16 protein-coding genes are annotated in these 17,758 nt (G+C 56.7%); 1 reads left to right on the top strand and 15 read right to left on the bottom strand.

Features of this window, described 5'->3' with window-relative positions; genetic code table 11:
* Positions 1-15 precede the first annotated feature (15 nt).
* The 9 genes from ABIQ96_RS01545 to ABIQ96_RS01505 all read right to left on the bottom strand — a co-directional run bounded on the left by ABIQ96_RS01545 (position 16) and on the right by ABIQ96_RS01505 (position 10,248).
* Positions 16-726, bottom strand: coding sequence for an acylneuraminate cytidylyltransferase family protein (locus ABIQ96_RS01545; protein ID WP_348212771.1), 711 nt, complete (start codon positions 724-726; stop codon positions 16-18).
* Positions 719-1,948 (bottom strand): N-acetyl sugar amidotransferase, encoded by a 1,230-nt coding sequence (locus ABIQ96_RS01540; RefSeq protein ID WP_348212770.1) that lies wholly within the window; start codon positions 1,946-1,948, stop codon positions 719-721. The genes ABIQ96_RS01545 and ABIQ96_RS01540 overlap by 8 nt, the downstream gene beginning before the upstream one ends.
* 9 nt (positions 1,949-1,957) lie before the next feature.
* On the bottom strand, positions 1,958-2,605 hold the full coding sequence (gene hisH, locus ABIQ96_RS01535; protein WP_348212769.1) for an imidazole glycerol phosphate synthase subunit HisH: 648 nt from the start codon (positions 2,603-2,605) through the stop codon (positions 1,958-1,960).
* 31 nt (positions 2,606-2,636) lie between these two features.
* Complete coding sequence (locus ABIQ96_RS01530; RefSeq protein WP_348212768.1) at positions 2,637-3,389, bottom strand: imidazole glycerol phosphate synthase cyclase subunit; 753 nt, start codon at positions 3,387-3,389, stop codon at positions 2,637-2,639.
* 56 nt (positions 3,390-3,445) lie between these two features.
* Positions 3,446-4,582: a UDP-N-acetylglucosamine 2-epimerase gene (gene neuC, locus ABIQ96_RS01525; RefSeq protein WP_348212767.1), complete on the bottom strand. Its 1,137-nt coding sequence runs from the start codon at positions 4,580-4,582 to the stop codon at positions 3,446-3,448.
* A gap of 63 nt (positions 4,583-4,645) precedes the next feature.
* Positions 4,646-5,695, bottom strand: coding sequence for an N-acetylneuraminate synthase family protein (locus ABIQ96_RS01520; protein ID WP_348212766.1), 1,050 nt, complete (start codon positions 5,693-5,695; stop codon positions 4,646-4,648).
* Positions 5,696-5,823: 128 nt separating this feature from the next.
* Positions 5,824-7,614: an ABC transporter ATP-binding protein gene (locus ABIQ96_RS01515; RefSeq protein ID WP_348212765.1), complete on the bottom strand. Its 1,791-nt coding sequence runs from the start codon at positions 7,612-7,614 to the stop codon at positions 5,824-5,826.
* Between the two features lie 54 nt (positions 7,615-7,668).
* Positions 7,669-9,240 (bottom strand): hypothetical protein, encoded by a 1,572-nt coding sequence (locus ABIQ96_RS01510; protein ID WP_348212764.1) that lies wholly within the window; start codon positions 9,238-9,240, stop codon positions 7,669-7,671.
* 84 nt (positions 9,241-9,324) lie between these two features.
* Entirely contained in the window at positions 9,325-10,248 is a 924-nt protein-coding gene (locus tag ABIQ96_RS01505; protein WP_348212763.1) for an NAD-dependent epimerase/dehydratase family protein, read from the bottom strand.
* Positions 10,249-10,606: 358 nt separating this feature from the next.
* On the opposite strand from ABIQ96_RS01505, the gene ABIQ96_RS01500 reads away from it, so the two are divergent.
* A complete protein-coding gene (locus ABIQ96_RS01500) occupies positions 10,607-11,221 on the top strand; it encodes a VTT domain-containing protein (RefSeq protein WP_348212762.1) in 615 nt (204 codons plus the stop codon).
* A 78-nt stretch (positions 11,222-11,299) separates the two neighbouring features.
* On the opposite strand, the gene cysN is transcribed toward ABIQ96_RS01500, so the two are convergent.
* The 6 genes from cysN to gmd form a co-directional block, all read right to left on the bottom strand.
* Positions 11,300-12,544, bottom strand: coding sequence for a sulfate adenylyltransferase subunit CysN (gene cysN, locus ABIQ96_RS01495; RefSeq protein ID WP_348212761.1), 1,245 nt, complete (start codon positions 12,542-12,544; stop codon positions 11,300-11,302).
* A 94-nt stretch (positions 12,545-12,638) separates the two neighbouring features.
* On the bottom strand, positions 12,639-13,544 hold the full coding sequence (cysD, locus tag ABIQ96_RS01490; protein ID WP_348212760.1) for a sulfate adenylyltransferase subunit CysD: 906 nt from the start codon (positions 13,542-13,544) through the stop codon (positions 12,639-12,641).
* Between the two features lie 217 nt (positions 13,545-13,761).
* Positions 13,762-14,370, bottom strand: a complete 609-nt coding sequence (gene cysC / locus ABIQ96_RS01485) for an adenylyl-sulfate kinase (protein ID WP_348212838.1) — start codon at positions 14,368-14,370, stop codon at positions 13,762-13,764.
* 52 nt (positions 14,371-14,422) lie between these two features.
* Positions 14,423-15,811, bottom strand: coding sequence for a UDP-glucose 6-dehydrogenase (locus ABIQ96_RS01480; protein ID WP_348212759.1), 1,389 nt, complete (start codon positions 15,809-15,811; stop codon positions 14,423-14,425).
* A gap of 31 nt (positions 15,812-15,842) precedes the next feature.
* Positions 15,843-16,604, bottom strand: coding sequence for a WecB/TagA/CpsF family glycosyltransferase (locus ABIQ96_RS01475; RefSeq protein ID WP_348212758.1), 762 nt, complete (start codon positions 16,602-16,604; stop codon positions 15,843-15,845).
* 33 nt (positions 16,605-16,637) lie between these two features.
* Positions 16,638-17,756, bottom strand: a complete 1,119-nt coding sequence (gmd, locus tag ABIQ96_RS01470; protein ID WP_348212757.1) for a GDP-mannose 4,6-dehydratase — start codon at positions 17,754-17,756, stop codon at positions 16,638-16,640.
* Between the last annotated feature and the right edge of the window lie 2 nt (positions 17,757-17,758).

Raw genomic sequence — 17,758 nt, 5'->3', positions numbered from 1 at the left:
TGACCATGTGCTCGATCACAAACCTTCAGTTGTGGATGAATGACCGGATTGGGAAAGCAGGAGCGAAACCCGTTTCAAATCGTCGGGCGAGTCAATGTCCTCGCTGGCTTCGATGCTCATCACGTAAGGAATCGTCTTGTCGGTGATCAATGATCCGGTCGACAGGAAATTCTTCTGGTGGATGAGGTAGATCGCGCCATTCGGCATGAGTGCCATCGGCAAATCCTGCCGCCGCATGAACGGAGTCCTGTTATCCACAAGTCCCGTGACGAATCCGTCCTCGCCCAGCTTGAAGCACTTGAATGGCGTATGCCTGGGTTCATACACGCTGATCAGCGCGGTGGCATCGCTGCTTGCCAATGATTCGATGCAGGAATCAATGTCGCGCGCCGTTCGCAGGGGGGATGTCGGCTGAAGCAGAAGGATCAGTTCAAAATCGCCATAGATGGAAATCGCATGCCTGACCACACTCTCGCTGCTCGCGGTGTCGGAAGCCAGTTCATCCGGTCTTCGAATGACCGCTGAATGGTATGCCTGCGCCACGTCAAGAATTCTCGGACTATCCGAACTAACCAGACAGAGATCCACGTAACGCGACTTTTGCGCGGCCAAGATCGAATAGGCAATGAGAGGCAATCCATTCAGTTGAACGATGTTCTTGTCCGGAAGTCCCTTGGAGCCGCCGCGTGCCGGAATGATCGCGAGCACCTTGAGGTTGTTAATCATCGGTGCCGTCCAGTGAGACCGTGTGGCGCAATTTCCAATCCGATCCGACCTTGTTCCACAGGTGGGGTGAGCGGAACCTTTCGATGGTCTTCCAAAAATCCTCCTCGGACGTGTCAATATAGTCGAGGAATTCAGGGAAGAATTTCTGGGGGAACTCCTGATCGAACTTCTGGACCAGAGTCACACCTTCCTCACGGGTGATCTTGCCATTCCTCACTTCCTGCGCTGCGTCGTAGGTTGCGCGACCGATACCAAACTTGATGAGTGTGGTGAGATAGTGAAACGGATCAATCTTGTCGTCGATGCTGCTGTATTTGCTGTAGCTGCCTTCGGTACGCTCGGTATTGGCCGTGAAACCCGTGTGTTCCGCGGCATAATAATAGCATTCCTGAGGATCCCATTTGAGATAGTAACCCAGGTAATGGACTGACACATTCTTGGACTTGAGGTAGTCCTCGCGCGGAGGGACGTAGGGAGTGAAATCGTTGAATGAATATCCGTGTCGGGCGATGATCTCATTCACGGTCAGTCCGCCCAACCGCATTTCGCGCGGATCGTCCACCGAGAAAAATTTCTCATTCATCGTGGGGATGTTGTTCTCGTCCACCTTGTTCCCATATTCCGCCTGGTTCTCACCATACATCACCAACTGGACCCCATGGCGGGCGGCCATGGCAGGACCGATGATGCGTTGGCCGACGATGAATGGCTGGAACGGATGGAGCAGATTGTGGAACGCCAGTTTTGTGAGGAGGCGGTGGAGTTTGCCGTTCGGAGTGTAAAGCATGTTGTCGTGACCGCCCACATGCATCCAGTCCTCAAAGTTCTTCCAACCGATCTCCGTGTAGACGTGGGGGGACCACGTGACGGTGAGGGGATTCATCCCGTATTTGTATTTCAGGATATGGGAGGTGAAGGCGCTGTCCTTGCCTCCGCTGCCCGGAACGATGACGTCATATCCGCCGTCATCGCGACGGAACTTATCGAGGAGTTTCAAGAGGGTTTGTTCCCGGGTCTCCCAATCGATATTCCGTTCCTTTTCCTCATGGTAACGACAGGCCGAGCAAACGCCCTCATCATCAAATCCGATGACTTGCTTTTTCTCGTCCTTCGTGTGTTTGAATTCGACGGTGGAGCTCGGACGCTGGTTGGAGATGACACACTTCCTGCAAAATTTCACTTTTGTGGGAAGTCCGAAATAGGCTTCTAGTTGATCGGGCATGGGTAGGATTTAGCTGAGGGTCAATTGGGTGAAGTTCCTGAGAATTCTCAGACCGCTGGCGCGGCTCTTTTCGGGATGAAACTGCATTCCGTAGATGTTGTCATGCTGCACGGCGGAACAAAACCGGCAATCTCCGTAGTCTGTGGTGGCGAGCACGTCTTCCTGGCGTTCAGGCATGCCCACGAAGCTGTGTACGAAGTACATTTCCTCCTCCGCGGTTGTCCCCGCCAGGAGGGTATTGTCCCAACGCCCGGAGTGGGGTTCACGGATGGAATTCCAGCGGATGTGGGGCAGCTTGCAGGTGCCTTGGCTTGAAAATGGCATTTGTCTGACCATGCCCTTGATCAATCCCAAGCCTCTGGTGTTTCCGAATTCCTCGCTTCCATCAAACAGCATCTGCATGCCCAAACATATTCCCAGGAAGGGCTTGCCGGTTTGCACAAAGCGGTGGATGACATCGATCAGATCAAAAGCAGCGAGGTTATCCATGCCGTGGGAAAAAGCTCCCACGCCGGGAAAGATCAATGCCCTTGCCGTGATGATTTCGGATGGATCCCGGGTCAGCAGCGGAACGGCTCCAACAGATTCGACTGCATTGGAAATGCTTCGAATGTTCCCGATCCCGTAATCCAGAATTGCAATGGGAGAAGCGGTCACGACTTACGATTGGATTGGGCGGTTGGCATCATCAAGCGGAGGCTAAACGGGAGCACGAGGAGATTTCGGATTTGATCTCGGCAATGTTGAGAAGGTTGTAATGAAGTACGGATGCGACGGCCAACGCATCGACCTGAACGTTGCCCCACAAGTCTCCAATGTGCCGCAGGTTGCCTGCACCTCCGCAAACGATCATCGGAACATGGGCAACTCGTGAAACCGCCTTGCACAATGGCAGGTCGAATCCTTTTTTGGTACCTTCCTGATCGATGGACGTCAGCAGGATTTCTCCCGCGCCCAAGTCCTGCAGTTTCTTGATCCATTCGATGACATCGACTCCGGTTTCCTGCCGTCCATTGTCCACATAGACCTCCCAGCCGTTAGGTTTGCGCTTTGCCTCGACGGACGCGACGATGCACTGGGAGCCGTAAATCCTGGACGCCTCCCTGATGATGTCCGGGGTTCTAACGGCCTGGGTGTTGATGGCAACCTTGTCCGCGCCGGATTTCAGGGCCATTTCGATGTCACTGACGGAGCGGATTCCGCCTCCGATGGTGATAGGGATGAATATTTCCCTGCAAGCCCTCTGGATGATATCAAACAGATTGTTGCGGCCGTAGAGGCTGGCAACCGCGTCCATGAACAGGATTTCGTCGATTCCCGCATCATAGTATTTGCGGGCCAGTTCGTTGGGATCACCGACTTTCCGGAGGCCTTCCAAATGGATGCCTTTGATCACATGTTCGTTTTTGACGTCGATGCGTGCGATGATTCGCGGTTTCATGGGATCGAATTTAGGGATCGTGAATTCAGGTCGGAAACGGCGGATTTGCCGACGGTCTAGACCGTGTGCGCGGTATCGACAAATTGCTTCTGTCTGTTGATTTTCGCGAATACGTCGTCGGTAACCGCGCGGAAGAAGAGTTCAGCGCTGTTGCCGGTTCCAAATGGATTGAGGGTTGGCAAGTGGGGGAGAGCCAGCGCCATCCGGATTGCTTCCAGAATCTCCGCGCGTCCGCACCCGCAATGGATGATATTCGAATTGTCGCCCGCGCGGTTGCTCTGTCGGGAGCCGATGTTCACGGTCGGCAGTCCGTAATAGGGAGCCTCGCGGATACCGGCACTGGAATTGCCAACGATGAAAGACGCGTTTTTCAGGAGAACGAGGAATTTCTCAAAGCGGATTGATGGGAAGATCCTGAATCTCGGGTTTCCGAGAAGCCTTTGATAGTGGTGAATGATCAGCGATGAGCCCATGTCGTTGTTCGGGTAGATCACCACATAATTCAGATTCGATTCAAGGACAGCGTTTACCAGGTCCTTGGCCTGAGCGTCCAGGAGTTCAACTTCGGTGGTGACCGGGTGGAAGAGCAATACCGCGTAGTCATCAAACCCGATTTCATAGTGTCGTTTGACGTCAGCGAGATCCGGCAGACTATCGGACATCATGACGTCCACATCCGGCGAACCGATCACGTGGACGCTCTCCGATCGCTCTCCCATTTGAATCAACCGACGTCTAGCGGTCTCGTTTGAGACAAAATGCGCGTGACTCAATTTGCTGATGGCATGCCGGGTGAGTTCATCGACCGTTCCCGAGACCTCCCCGCCCTCGATGTGTGCCACGAGAATGTTGTTGAATGCGCCAACGATCGCTCCGGCCAGTGCTTCCAAACGGTCACCGTGGACGACAATCAGATCCGGATTGATGTGTTTCACGTAATCCGAGAATGCGACCACCGTCCTTGCGAGGGTGTGGTCCATGGTTTCCTCCGTGGTTTGGTTGATATATTGGTAGATGTTCCGGTAGCCGCATTTGATGATTTCATCCACGGTGCTCCCATATTTCTTGCTGAGGTGCATCCCGGTGACAAACAGGTGAACCTCGAAACTCTCATCCGCGGATGTGATTTCGATGAGAGATTTGAGTTTTCCGAAGTCCGCTCGGGTGCCTGTCAGAAAGACGATTCGTTTCATGTGAGATTGTAAGGTTTTTTAATTCCGGAAAAATCCGGGACAGTCGCGCTGTTCGAGTGCGGATCAGATGTCTGCCGAGATGTCGGAACTGCTCAGCAGGGAATCATCGGGGATGTCACGGGCGGCCGTCTTGCCTAGGACGGATTCATATTTTTCCGCCGGAAGTTCGCCGGTTCCGGGCCTCTTTACCCAGAGATTGTCCTTGGTGAAAACCTCCCCGGATTGAACCGGACGGATGGTCACCACCGACGCATAGGCGAAATCAATGGTGACCTCCTCCTCTTTCACAGGGCCTTTGGAGCCGCCTCTTGCCTGTTTGATGATTTTTGACCCTTCAATGAGTTCCTTCATGGCGTCAGCGTCCATGGAACAAACGATGTCCGGTCCGGGGCGCTGCATGTGATCGGTGAAATGGCGCTCGAGGATGGAGGCCCCGACGGCGACAGCACCCAGGCAAGGATAGTTCGAGGTGGTGTGATCGGAAAGTCCCAGAACCGCATCGGGAAAGTGATTCGCGAGTTCATTGATCGCTCCCAGACGGACCAGGTGTGGCGGCGTCGGATAGACGTTGGTGCAGTGCAACAACGCGTAGGGCACGCGGTGCTTCCGAAAAATATCAACGGCCTTGGAGATGCTGAGAATGGTGTTCATTCCGGTGCTCAGGATCACAGGTTTCCCGAACGACGCGATCAGCTCAATCAGGGGATAGTTGTTGCACTCGCCGGAACCGACCTTGTAGGCCGGTATTTCCATCTGCCTGAGCCTCATCGCTGCTGCCCGTGAGAATGGCGTGCTGATGAATATCATTCCCTTGGATTCAACGTAATCCTTGAGACTGGATTCATCCTCTTCTGAAAGGGCGCATCGGCGCATGATTTCATAGATGGATTCCGTGGCGTTACCCGGAATAACCAGTTTCGCGGCACCACTCATTTCATCGTCAACGATGTGGGTCTGGTGTTTGATGATTTCCGCGCCTGATTTGTGAGCGGCATCAACCATTTCGATCGCGGTCTCCAGTGATCCTTCGTGATTGATTCCGATCTCTGCGATGACGAGCGGATCGTGATCGTATCCGATCAATCTGTCAGCGATTCTAAATTCCGGATGCATGGTTGAATTGAGTGTTTGCAGTTTGCCGATTCAGATGTGCCCAAAAGGTGAATTGATTCACACTCTGGTGATCGGTGATGGGGTGTCGGGATTGATGCAGGCCCCGGCGACGATATAACAGGAGGATCTTATGCGGTGATTCCGAGATCGACAGGCGGCCGTGAATTGTCGGCGGCGAGCTTGTGGAGGATTTCTGCGGGAGTTCCGGTTTCCACCAATTTTCCGGCTTCCATGCGGAAGATGCGGTCGCAGCTTTCCACGGTGGACAGGCGATGGGCGACGATGATCACCGTTTTTGATCCCCGCAGCGCGTGGATGGCGTCCATGACCTCGGACTCGGTGGAACCGTCGAGCGCGCTGGTGGCCTCGTCGAGGACAATGACCCCGGGGTCATGATAGAGGGCGCGGGCGATGCCGATCCGCTGGCGCTGGCCACCCGACAGCCGGATTCCCCGCTCGCCAACGATGGTTTGAAGACCGTCCGGAAGGGTGCTCACGAACTCGTCAAGGCGGGCGGATTTCATCGCCTTCACCACCGCCGCTTCGTCGATTTGATCGGCTGCCAGACCAAAGGCGATGTTGCGGCGCAGGGTGTCGTCGGTGAGGAAAATCGATTGCGGCACGTAGCCGATCTGGTCCTGCCAGCCGCGCATGCAGTCGCGGACGTCGTGACCGTCGATGAGGATCTGCCCCGCGTCGGGGGGGAGCAGGCCGAGAATCACATCCACCAGCGAGCTTTTGCCGGAACCGCTGGGGCCGACGATCCCGACAGTTTCACCGCGCCGGATGGCTAGGGAAAGGTCGTTGATTGCTTGCCGGGTGGCGGAGGGATAGCTGAAGGAGATCTTGCGGAGTTCGATGCGTTCCGTGAGAGGGAAGGGTTCCGTCTTATCAGACACGAAGGGTGTTTCGAGGCCGAGTTCCTGCTTCAGCATCTTGATGGCGCTCTCCCCGAAGCGGACCGATTGGGCGGCGACCATGATTTTGGTGATGGAGGGAAGCAGGCGGAAGGCCGCGGCGGCGAACAGTCCCAGGGTGGGAATGACGGCGGCGGATTGTTTGCCTTGGGCCACCATGATCAGAACGATGGTGGCCAGACCGATGATTGTCATCAGTTCCAGCCACAGGCGGGGCATGGACTGGAGGATGGACAGGTTGACCGACGCCCGGGCGGTCGCCTGGTTGTGAACGGAATATTGGTGGAGGAAATCCTCTTCGCGGCCCAGAAGCTTGACGTCCTTCGCTCCACCGAGTCCTTGCTGGACCTGCTGGATCCGGAGTCCGTCGTGAATTTGGCGGAGGTGACCCCACTGGATGACCCGTGCCTTGGTGAACTTTTGAAACAAGAGGCAGGCACCGCCTACCACCAACACAATTCCCAAGGTTCCCAACGGTTCGACGAACAGGAGCAGCGTAATGATCCCGACCAGCACCAGCAGCTCGGTCATCAGGGTCATCACCGAGCTCAAGCCGGTGTTGAGGAAATAGCCGACTTCGTTGACAATGTTGCGGATCAACTGAGCGGAATTCCGCTGGAGGTGAAAGGTGTAGGGTTGCCTCAGGTAGAGTTTGAAAAGCTGTTGGGAAAGCTGGACCTGGATCCGGTTGTTAAACTGGTTTTGCTTCCAGACAAGAAAGGCTAGGAACAGCGTTTTTACCAGATAGACCGCGATCAGCAACCCCATGCCCCAGACGACAAGCTGTTGCCTGCCGGGGGATCCGATGAAGGAAAGAAACGGGCGAAGCCATGGATAGGCGGCACCCATGTCCTCCTCCATAAACAGGGCGATGGCCGGCACCACCAACCCGATGCCGACTGTCTCGACGATCATGCCGATAACCATCAGCCCGAGCAGACCGTAGACGCGGTGCCGCTGGTCGCCCGACAGGATGGAAAAAATGGAGCCGAGTTGCATCATGCGGGATGGCGGTCAACTCCCAAGGTGTCGGGAGGCTCAGGCGCAGGGGGCCGATCAACCTTGTATCGGCTTTTGTTCATCAGCGGAACTTGCCCGATGCTGACCGAGGACGAACGGTTCCCGCTTCCTCACCACATAGTGGGGAATGGGAAGATTCTTCTCCAACATCCGGACCATCGCCGCACCCATGAGGAGTGCGTCCGCTCCGCCGGAAAATGAACCAAAGATGAAAATCCACCCCAAAGGCAGCCAGATGTAAACATTGCCGATGAACAGCGCGGTGCCGTACCATTCGGTATTTCGGCAGCGAATGATCTGGCGATGGGCGTGAACCGTGACTCGGAACATCCCGATGACCAGAATCGCCAGCCCCAGATAACCGCAGGTGCGGATGGTTTGCACCGGGCCGCTGTGGTAGTCCCCGCTGATCAGGATCGACTCACGGTGATAATCGAATCCAGAGGAGCTTTCTCCCAATTTATCCTGCAGGAACAGGGTCTGTTGAAGTTGCTCCATGCTCATGCCGAGACCATCTCCCAAGAGCTTGTTGCGGATGTATTTGTCACTCTTGAGGGCCTCCATCCACAGTTCCGTCCGCCAATCGGTCGAGCCCTTCGCATCGTCCTTGTAGCGTTGTTCCCAAGTGCCGGGAAGGAAGGTGAGCGCCCGTTGGACGTTGGGTGGCAGCGGGGAGATCAGGTTGACGAGTGCCAGGAGGACGAGACCGGCGGCCCCGAGGAAAAAGGATAGCACCACCTGCCGGAGCCCGCCCCGGTAATACACGCCGACCAGGTAGGTCATCGCCACGGTGGCAAGCTGGGATCGATAGCCGCTGTAAGCCGCTCCGACGATCGTGAAGATGACCAAAGGAGCCCAAAGAGGGCTGAAGCTGGCGACCAGCGGGGAAATCCTGCTTGAGATCCAGTTGGCTAGGTTTATCGAAATCAATCTGACAAAGGCTATCCGGCTTGCCGCCCCTTCATCCAAGGCATCACGACTTCCGGAGCTATCTCCATCCGAGGCATCGGTGGCAAAACTGGCGTGTAGGAAATAGCCAATGGAAGGGACCAGCTTGGAGACGATTCCGAGGGCGAAATTCGCCCACGTGGCAACCATGGTGATAGTGACCCACCATTTCAGCTCCTTGGGTTCGATCTTCAACACCATGAGCAAGGTGGCAGTAAGAGTCAGCATCACCAGCACGGCATAGGGTTTCGCCCCGACGGTGGAGGAACCGAAGATGTTGAGTCCGACCGGGTTGCGCATGTAAGCCTGAGCCACCGAGAGAACGAACAACAAGCACCAGAACTCCAGCTCGGTGAACTTGAACTGCAGCGGCAGCCGCCGGGTGAAGAACAACATGGAGCAGAAGCCGATCACCACGGCCTCGGTCATAAAGATGGTGGAGAAGCTTCCGGGCAGCGGAAGGACGAGGCCGATGGAACTTGCGAATGGCAGCAGCAGCCAGATCCTTCGGCCGAGCGCCAGACAGACGGTGATTCCCACTCCACCCACCACCCACAATACGGCCTCGAATTGGGCGGTGGCCGCCGCGATGCCGAGGTAAAGGGCTCCGAACAAGGCCGCAGCCAGGATCAGGATCAGCTTGATTTTATTGGAATCCATGGTGCGGAAAAGAAGTCAGCCGGAAGTAGTGGAAAATCGTTCGAGCCCCGGTGAATGCGACGACGGACAGCACACTGCATGCGACTACCTGATCCCGCCGGAACGGAAGTAATCCAAGGTTTCCGCGAGGCCTTGTTCGAGGGAACTGGCGTGGCGGAAGCCGGTGGCGAGGAGCTTGTCGATGGAGGCCCGGGAATGCCTCACGTCACCCGGGCGTTCGGGGAAATGGACGATTTTGGAAGATGAGCCGGAGAGGCGGATGATATAATTGGCGAGCTCGGAAACGGTTATGCTAGTGCCATACCCGACATTGAACGTGCCGTTGAGATCCCGGTGGGTCGCGACGTGAACCATGGCGGAGACCACATCCTTGACGTGGACGAAGTCCCGGGTTTGCTCGCCATTGCCGAAAATGGCAAGATCCTCATTGGCGAGAGCGTTTTGCATGAAAATGGGAACCGCGGCAGCGTAAGCGCTTTTGGGGTCCTGGCGGGGACCAAAAACATTGAAAAAGCGAACGGAAGCGGTGTCGAGCTTGCCGGCGCGGCGGAAGAGTTCGAGATAATATTCGCCGTCAAGCTTGGTGATGGCGTAGGGGCTTTTCGGCTCGGGCAGCATCGGTTCGCATTTAGGCACGACAGGGTTGTCACCATAAATGGCGGCGGAGCTGGCAAGTACGACCTTTCGAACACCTGCGTCAGCAGCGGCTTCGAGAACGTTGAGTAGTCCTATTCCATTGATTTTCAGACATTCACGAGGATTTTCCATCGACTCCGGCACGGAAATCATCGCCGCAAGATGGAAGACGATTTCCACGCCTTTCATGGCCCTGCCGACGGCTTCCGGATCGGTCACGCTACCGTCAATGAATTCATACTCCAGTCCGGCGAGGTTCTGACGGTGACCGGAACGCAAGTTGTCGAGCACCACAATTTCCGCGAGTCCTTGAAAATGGTCGACCAGATGGCTGCCGATGAAGCCGGAACCGCCTGTGATGAGGATGCGCATGGATGGGTGAGGAGGCGGGCCGGACACGCTGCCGCCCTTGGTTGTGGTCTTGCGTGGACCAGTGACCGGGTGAGTTTTTCGAGAATATCCGTCGGCAGATCCCTAGGATCACGCGCTGGCGAGCTTGATTTGGGCAAATAATTGTTCAAGAAAAAATGAACAAAGAAAAAGCCCGCATCCGGGAACGGTGGGGCTGGGGATTTCGGAGGATGATTTACGGGCTGGATGAATTCTTGCCAATCAACGGGCCGGAATGAATGGTGCGGCCCGGATGGCGACGATTTGGAAGCTTTTGGCGGACCGACGGGTAAGATTTGGAATCGGTGGTTTGCTGGTGATCGCCCTGGTTGCCGGGTGGATGGCTTGGAAATCCGGGGTGGATTTGGCCCAATTGAAATCTCTATGGCAGCGCTGCAACGCCTATCTCGCCCGTCATCCGGCGGCACTATTCTGGGCGATCGTTTTTCTCCCCGCTTTGCCGATTCCGACGAGCGCCTTGCTGTTTACGGCGGGCGTGGTGTGGCGGGAGCGTCCGGTGATGGCGTGCCTGCTGTGTTTGCTGGCGATGGCACTGAACCTGTCCTGGACCTATTGGGTGGCGGCCCGGCCGGGGCGCGGATGGGTGGAGAAGTTTTTGGCCACCGGATCGTTCCGAATTCCCGATCTGCCGCGTGGAGATCATCTGAAATTGATCCTCATCATGCGGCTGACCCCCGGATTCCCGTTTTTCGTGCAGAACTATGTGCTGGGATTCATGCGGCCCCCGTTTTTCCTCTATCTGCCGGTGTCCCTTTTGTGCAGCGGAGTCATCGGCACCGGCATCGTCCTCAGCGGTGTGGGCTTGGCCGATGGCAAACTGATGCCAGCCCTAACGGGAATCTCGCTGATCGTGGTGGGAGCGGTTTTCACCCATCTCGTCCGCGGCTGGCTGGCGAAGAGGAAGAATGGCGGAGTGAAAGCCGAAACTCTCTGAACAGCCTATCGAAAAATCAGGCCGGGTTCGCGGGAATGATCTAACATTCCCGCGTCACGGTGTTTCAGCGTTCACCCGTCAGATGATCATTCCCGCGGCGACGGTTTCGTTGGTGCCGGGGTCGATCAGGATGAAGGAGCCGGTGATGCGGTTACGGCGATATGAATCGTGGATGAGCGGCACGGCGGTGCGTAGTGAGATGCGGCCGATGTCGTTCATGGCGAAGCCGTCCACGCCTTCGATTTTGTGAAGGGTGTTGATATCGACGTGATATTTGACGTCTTGGATGATCGCCTTGGTTTCCTGAGTTGTGTGGCGGATCACCAGCTTGGCCTTGGGCGGCATCGGCTTGGCGGAAAACCAGCAGATCATTGCCTCAATGTCCTGTTCGACTCGTGGCGGGTTGTTGGTCTTCACCAACGTGTCGCCGCGCGAGATGTCGATTTCTTCTGTTAGGGTGATGCAGACGGACTGCGGGGCGAAGGCCTCTTCCTGTTCGCCGTCGGGGCTGTGGATGGCTTTGACGTGGGTGGTGAAACCGGATGGCAACACGGTGACCTCGTCGCCGGGTTTGAAAACGCCGCCGGCGACGCGGCCTGCATAGCCGCGGAAATCATGCCACTCGTCGCTCATCGGGCGGATCACCCATTGCACCGGGAAACGGGCATCGACGTGGTTTTCCTCACCGCCGACGTAGACGTTTTCGAGGTGATAGAGGAAGGTCGGACCTTGATACCAAGGCATGTGCTCGGACTTGTCCACAACGTTGTCACCGTTGAGCGCGGAGATCGGGATGTCGGTGATTTCGACGATGTTGTCGAGGCGCGACGCGAAGTCGCGGAAATCCTGGACGATGTTGTTATAGACCTCTTCGGAGTAATCGACGAGGTCCATCTTGTTGACGGCGACGACGAGGTGCTGGATGCGCAGCAGGTTGGCGATGAAGCTGTGACGCTTCGTCTGCTCGATGACTCCCTTGCGGGCATCGATTAGAATGATGGCGACGTTGGCGGTGGAGGCACCGGTCACCATGTTCCGGGTGTACTGGATGTGGCCCGGAGTGTCGGCGATGATGAATTTCCGTTTCGGTGTGGCGAAGTAACGGTAGGCGACATCAATGGTGATGCCTTGTTCGCGCTCGGCCTTGAGCCCGTCGGTTAGCAGCGCGAGGTTGACGTTTTCGTCGCCGCGGCGGCGGGAAGATTCCTCCATGGCTTCGAGTTGATCCTCGAAGATGGATTTGGAATCATAAAGAAGGCGTCCGATGAGGGTGGATTTGCCGTCATCGACGGAGCCGGCGGTAGTGAAGCGAAGTAGGTCCATTTTGAAAATTTGTAGCGGCGGTCTGTGACCGTCGGAGTTGGTTCTGAATGTCAGGCGAAGGAGGAGCGGCGGTCACAGACCGCCGCTACAGTAGTTAGAAGTATCCTTCCTTCTTGCGGTCTTCCATGGCGGTTTCGGAGCGTTTGTCGTCGGAACGGGTGCCGCGCTCGGTCTGGCGGGCGGCGGCGACTTCGGCGATGACCTCGTCGAGGTCGGAAGCGGTGGATTCGACGGCACCGGTGCAGGTCGCGTCGCCGATGGTGCGGAAGCGGACGATTTGCTTGCGGACGGTTTCGGTGTCCAGCGGCTTGAGGAATTCGGTGACGGCGAGCAGCGAGCCGTTGCGCTCGAACACCTCGCGTTCGTGGGAGAAATAGATCGAAGGCAGCGGGATTTTCTCGCGCTTGATGTACATCCAAATGTCCATCTCAGTGAAGTTGGAAAGCGGGAAGACGCGGAAGTGCTCGCCGGGATTCTTGCGGCCGTTAAACAGATTCCAAAGCTCGGGGCGCTGGTTCTTCGGGTCCCATTGGCCGAAGTCGTCGCGGTGCGAGAAGAAGCGCTCCTTGGCGCGGGCTTTTTCTTCGTCGCGACGGCCACCGCCGAGGCAGGCGTCGTATTGGTTTTTCTCGATGGTATCGAGCAGGGTGACGGTTTGGAGTTTGTTGCGCGAAGCGTTCGGGCCCTTTTCCTCGACCACGCGGCCGGTGTCGATGGACTCCTGCACGGAGCCGACGACCAGCGAGGCGCGGATCATTTCGACGAATTCATCCCGGTAAGTCATGGTTTCCTCAAAGTTGTGCCCGGTGTCGATGTGGACAAGTGGGAAGGGCATGCGGGCCGGCCAAAACGCCTTGCGTGCGAGCCATGCCATCACGATGGAATCCTTGCCGCCGGAGAACAGCAGCGCGGGGTTCTCAAACTGGGCGGCGGTTTCACGAAGGATGAAGATGGCTTCGGCTTCAAGTTGGTCGAGATGACTGAGATGATAGTTGGGCATGAGTAAGTTCGATAAAAACGTGAAAAAGCATTGCGCCGCAAGGAGGAGCGCGTTGGGATTAGGCCCGCTGGCAAAAGCGGTCAAGGTTTAATTATTATCTTAGGTGGAATGGTAAGGATTTAATGAGCGCTGAAATGCGAGTCATCCGGGCGTAAAAAAAGGCTGAAGCCCAAGGACTTCAGCCGATTTATATCGTCATTGAAAATCGCCGCAATCTTCACAACGGAAGATGCACGGTGATTTTTGGTTGGATGGCTTCGAGCAGCTCGAAAGCGGCGTCCTCGATGGACGTTCTCTCGGTATCGAGCGTGAGATCAGGATTGTGAGGCGGCTCGAAGGAACCGTCCTTGCCAGTGAAATGGGCGATTTCGCCCCGCGCGGCCTTCGCGTAGAGGCCTTTGACGTCGCGTTGTTCGCAAGCCTCGTAACTCGCCTTCACGTAAACTTCCAAAAGGTCTTTGCCGAGAATTCCGCGGGCGAGGTCCCGCAATTCACCGCGCGGCGTGATGGCGGAAACAAAGGTGATGATTCCCTGCGAAACGAAAATTTTGGCCACCTCCGAGATGCGCCGGATGTTTTCAAGCCGGTCTTGGTCGGAGAAGCCCAGATTGGAATTCAAGCCGGTCCGGAGGTTGTCTCCATCGAGAATGGTCGTGAACCGACCCTGCTGATGGAGCACCCGCTCCGCCGCGTTGGCGATGGTGGATTTGCCCGAGCCGGAAAGGCCACAAAGCCAGACGACGACGCCCCGCTGGCCGAGAAGGTTTTCTTTGTCCTGACGGTGAAGGAAGCGGTGGAACTCGGGATGGATGTTCGACATTGGGATAAAAGTATAGCGTTGGAATCGCAGATTAGGCGAGGGAATTTCTGCCAGTCGCTCAAACGCCTTTGCCGATCACGAAAGCATCAAAACCGTGGGCCTTCAGTGAATCAAGCGGCAGCACCGCGCGACCGTCGAAAACGAATGCCGGCTTGAGCATGAGATCATAAATGCGCGGCAGATCGAGCGTGCGGAACTCGTCCCACTCGGTGAGCGTGGCGAGTGCGTGGGCACCGGTGACGGCGGTGTAGGGGTCGGCGCAGATTTCCACGTTGGTGGTGATGAGTTCCTCCGAAACACCGGCCGAGAGCAGATCCTGATGGATGGTCGCCGCGCTGACCCGTGGATCATAAATCGCGAGGTGGGCGCGTTCACTGAGCAGGTCGCGGCAGATCTGAATGGCTGCGGATTCGCGAGTGTCGTTGGTATCTTTCTTGAAGGCGAATCCAAGGATGCCGATCCGCTTGCCATTGACGGTGTTATAAAGCGTGCGGACCATCTTTTCGACGAATCGGCTTTTCTGCCAATCGTTTAAATGGACCACTTGACGCCAGTATTCCGCGACGTGGGGAAGGTTGAAGGAATCGCAGAGATAGACGAGGTTCAGAATGTCCTTTTGAAAACACGAGCCGCCGAAACCGACGGAGGCTTTCAGGAATTTCGAACCAATCCGCGAGTCCATGCCGATGGCGCGCGCAACCTCATCGACATCGGCGCCGGTGGCTTCGCAGAGGGCTGAAATCGAGTTGATCGAGGAAATGCGTTGGGCGAGAAAGGCGTTGGCAACGAGCTTGGAAAGCTCCGACGACCAGAGGTTGGTGGTGAGGATCCGCTCGCGTGGAATCCATTTCGCATAGACCGATGCCAGAGCCTCGACCGCGGCATTTCCTTCCGGAGTGGGTTCGCCGCCGATGAGGATGCGGTCCGGATTCTCCATATCTTCGACAGCAGTTCCTTCTGCTAGGAATTCCGGATTGGAGAGAACTTGGAACGTCGCTCCGTTAGGCGAGTTCGCGGCGAGGATCGATTTGATCGCGGTCGCGGTTTTCACCGGGATCGTGCTCTTCTCCACGATGATCTTGTTCCCTTCCGAAACCTCGGCGATGAGGCGTGCGGCGGATTCGATATAACGGAGATCGGCGGCGCGTCCGGCACCGATTCCGTAGGCTTTGGTGGGCGTGCCAACTGAGACGAAGATCAGATCCGCAGCGGCGATCGATCCGCGGATGTCCGTCGTGAAATGGAGATTGCGACCGATCGCGGAGGCGACCACGGCATCGAGGCCGGGTTCGTAAACGGGAAGTGTGTCCGAGTTCCATGCGGCAATGCGTTTTTCGTTCATGTCCGCCACGGTTACCTGGATCTCAGGGCACTTGGCGGCGATCATGGCCATGGTAGGTCCGCCGACGTAACCGGCGCCGAGGCAGCAAATGGATTTAATGGGCATGGTGATATGGCTGGGGTGAACAGGGGAAGAATCAATGCCGGACATGGTCCCGCACAAGGTGATAGAGAAACAAGGTATTGTAGGTGAAATAACGTTTGAACAGGCGGCGAGGCTCCATTGCCACCCGATAGGCCCATTCCATTCCAAGGCGCTGGATCAGCATCGGAGCCTGGCGGACTTCTCCTGCATGAAACGCGAATGCCGCGCCGATGCCGAAATAGACGCCCGGAGGAAGCCGGTCCTTGTGACGGGCGATCCAGTGTTCCTGCTTGGGACAACCGAGCCCCACCCAGATGAGGTTGGCTCCGGAGTCGCGGATTTTTCCGGCGATGATGTCGAACTCGTTTTCCGGCCACTCACCGAAGGGTGGCGAGTGGGTTCCCGCGATGGCGACGCCGGGAAAACGTTCGGCGAAATTTTTTGTCAGGTCGTCCAGCGTGCTTTGCTTGCCGCCGAGGAGAAAGTGTTTGAAATCGGATGATCTGCCGTCGGTCGCCTTCAGAGTCTCCAACATCAGAGTTGGTCCATAGACGCGGTCGGTTAGTTTTTCTCCGGTCGGGAGTTGGGAATTGAGCGCCCACACGAGAGGCATGCCGTCGGGACAAATCAGATCGAAGCGGCGTATCGCTTCGCCGAATTCCTCATCCGTTCTGGCAAGCGCGGCGACGTGGGTGTTGGCCGCCTCGACAGCGTAGGCCCGGTCCCGCTTGCCCGCATGATCGAGGATCCAGTCCACCGCTCCGGCATAGGTGGTCACCGCGACGGGAAGACCGATGATGGAGCGGGTCAGCATCCGTAGGTTCAATAGGAAAGCAGGGAATTGCTGTTACTCCTTCGATACGGAAACGTGGTGGCCGTGCAGTTTGAGCAGCGAATGACGGCAGGCGACGTCGAGGTCGTGGGCCACCATCTCCGCGCACATTTCCTCGACGGTGATTTCCGGCACCCAGCCGAGCTTTTCCTTCGCCTTGGTCGGATCGCCTAACAAGGTTTCCACTTCCGCCGGGCGGAAATAGCGGGGATCCACCTTGACGATCACGTCGCCGACTTTGACTGCGGGGGCTTTCGCGGAATCGACCACCTTGCTGATCGTGGCGATTTCCTTTTCGCCTTCGCCCGAAAACGTGAGCTCGATGCCGGCTTCCAACGCGGATAGCTTGACGAACTCACGCACGGAAATTTGCTTGCCGGTGGCGATGACGAAATCATCCGCGGTTTCCTGTTGGAGCATCATCCATTGCATGCGGACATAGTCTTTGGCATGTCCCCAGTCGCGGAGGGAATCCATGTTGCCGAGGTAAAGGCAGGATTCAAGGCCTTGGGCGATGTTCGCGACAGCGCGGGTGATCTTGCGGGTGACGAAGGTTTCTCCGCGACGCGGTGACTCGTGGTTGAACAGGATGCCGTTGCAGGCATACATGCCGTAGGCTTCGCGGTAGTTTACCGTGATCCAGTAGGCATACATCTTGGCGACGGCGTAAGGAGAACGCGGGTGGAATGGAGTGGTTTCCTTTTGCGGGATTTCCTGAACCAGACCGTAGAGCTCGGAAGTGGACGCCTGATAGAAACGGGTCTTCTTCTCCAGTCCGAGGAAACGGATCGCTTCCAGCAAACGCAGCGTGCCGATGGCATCGACGTCCGCGGTGTATTCCGGGGCCTCGAAAGAAACGGCGACGTGGGACTGCGCGCCCAGATTGTAAACTTCATCCGGCTGAACCTCGCTGATGATGCGCGTGAGGTTGGAAGAGTCCGTCAGGTCGCCGTAGTGGAGACGGAACCGCGAATTCTCGACCTGCGGGTCTTCATAAATATGGTCGATCCGCTGGGTGTTGAACAGCGAGGCGCGGCGTTTGATGCCATGGACTTCATAGCCTTTCTCGAGCAGGAACTCGGCGAGGTAGGAACCGTCTTGTCCGGTGATGCCGGTGATCAGTGCTTTTTTCATGG

The sequence above is a fragment of the Luteolibacter sp. genome, assembly GCF_039920825.1.
In the GTDB taxonomy this organism is placed as follows: domain Bacteria; phylum Verrucomicrobiota; class Verrucomicrobiia; order Verrucomicrobiales; family Akkermansiaceae; genus Luteolibacter.
The sequence above is the reverse complement of the archived record's forward strand: the minus strand, read 5'-3'. Positions and strand labels throughout refer to the sequence as shown.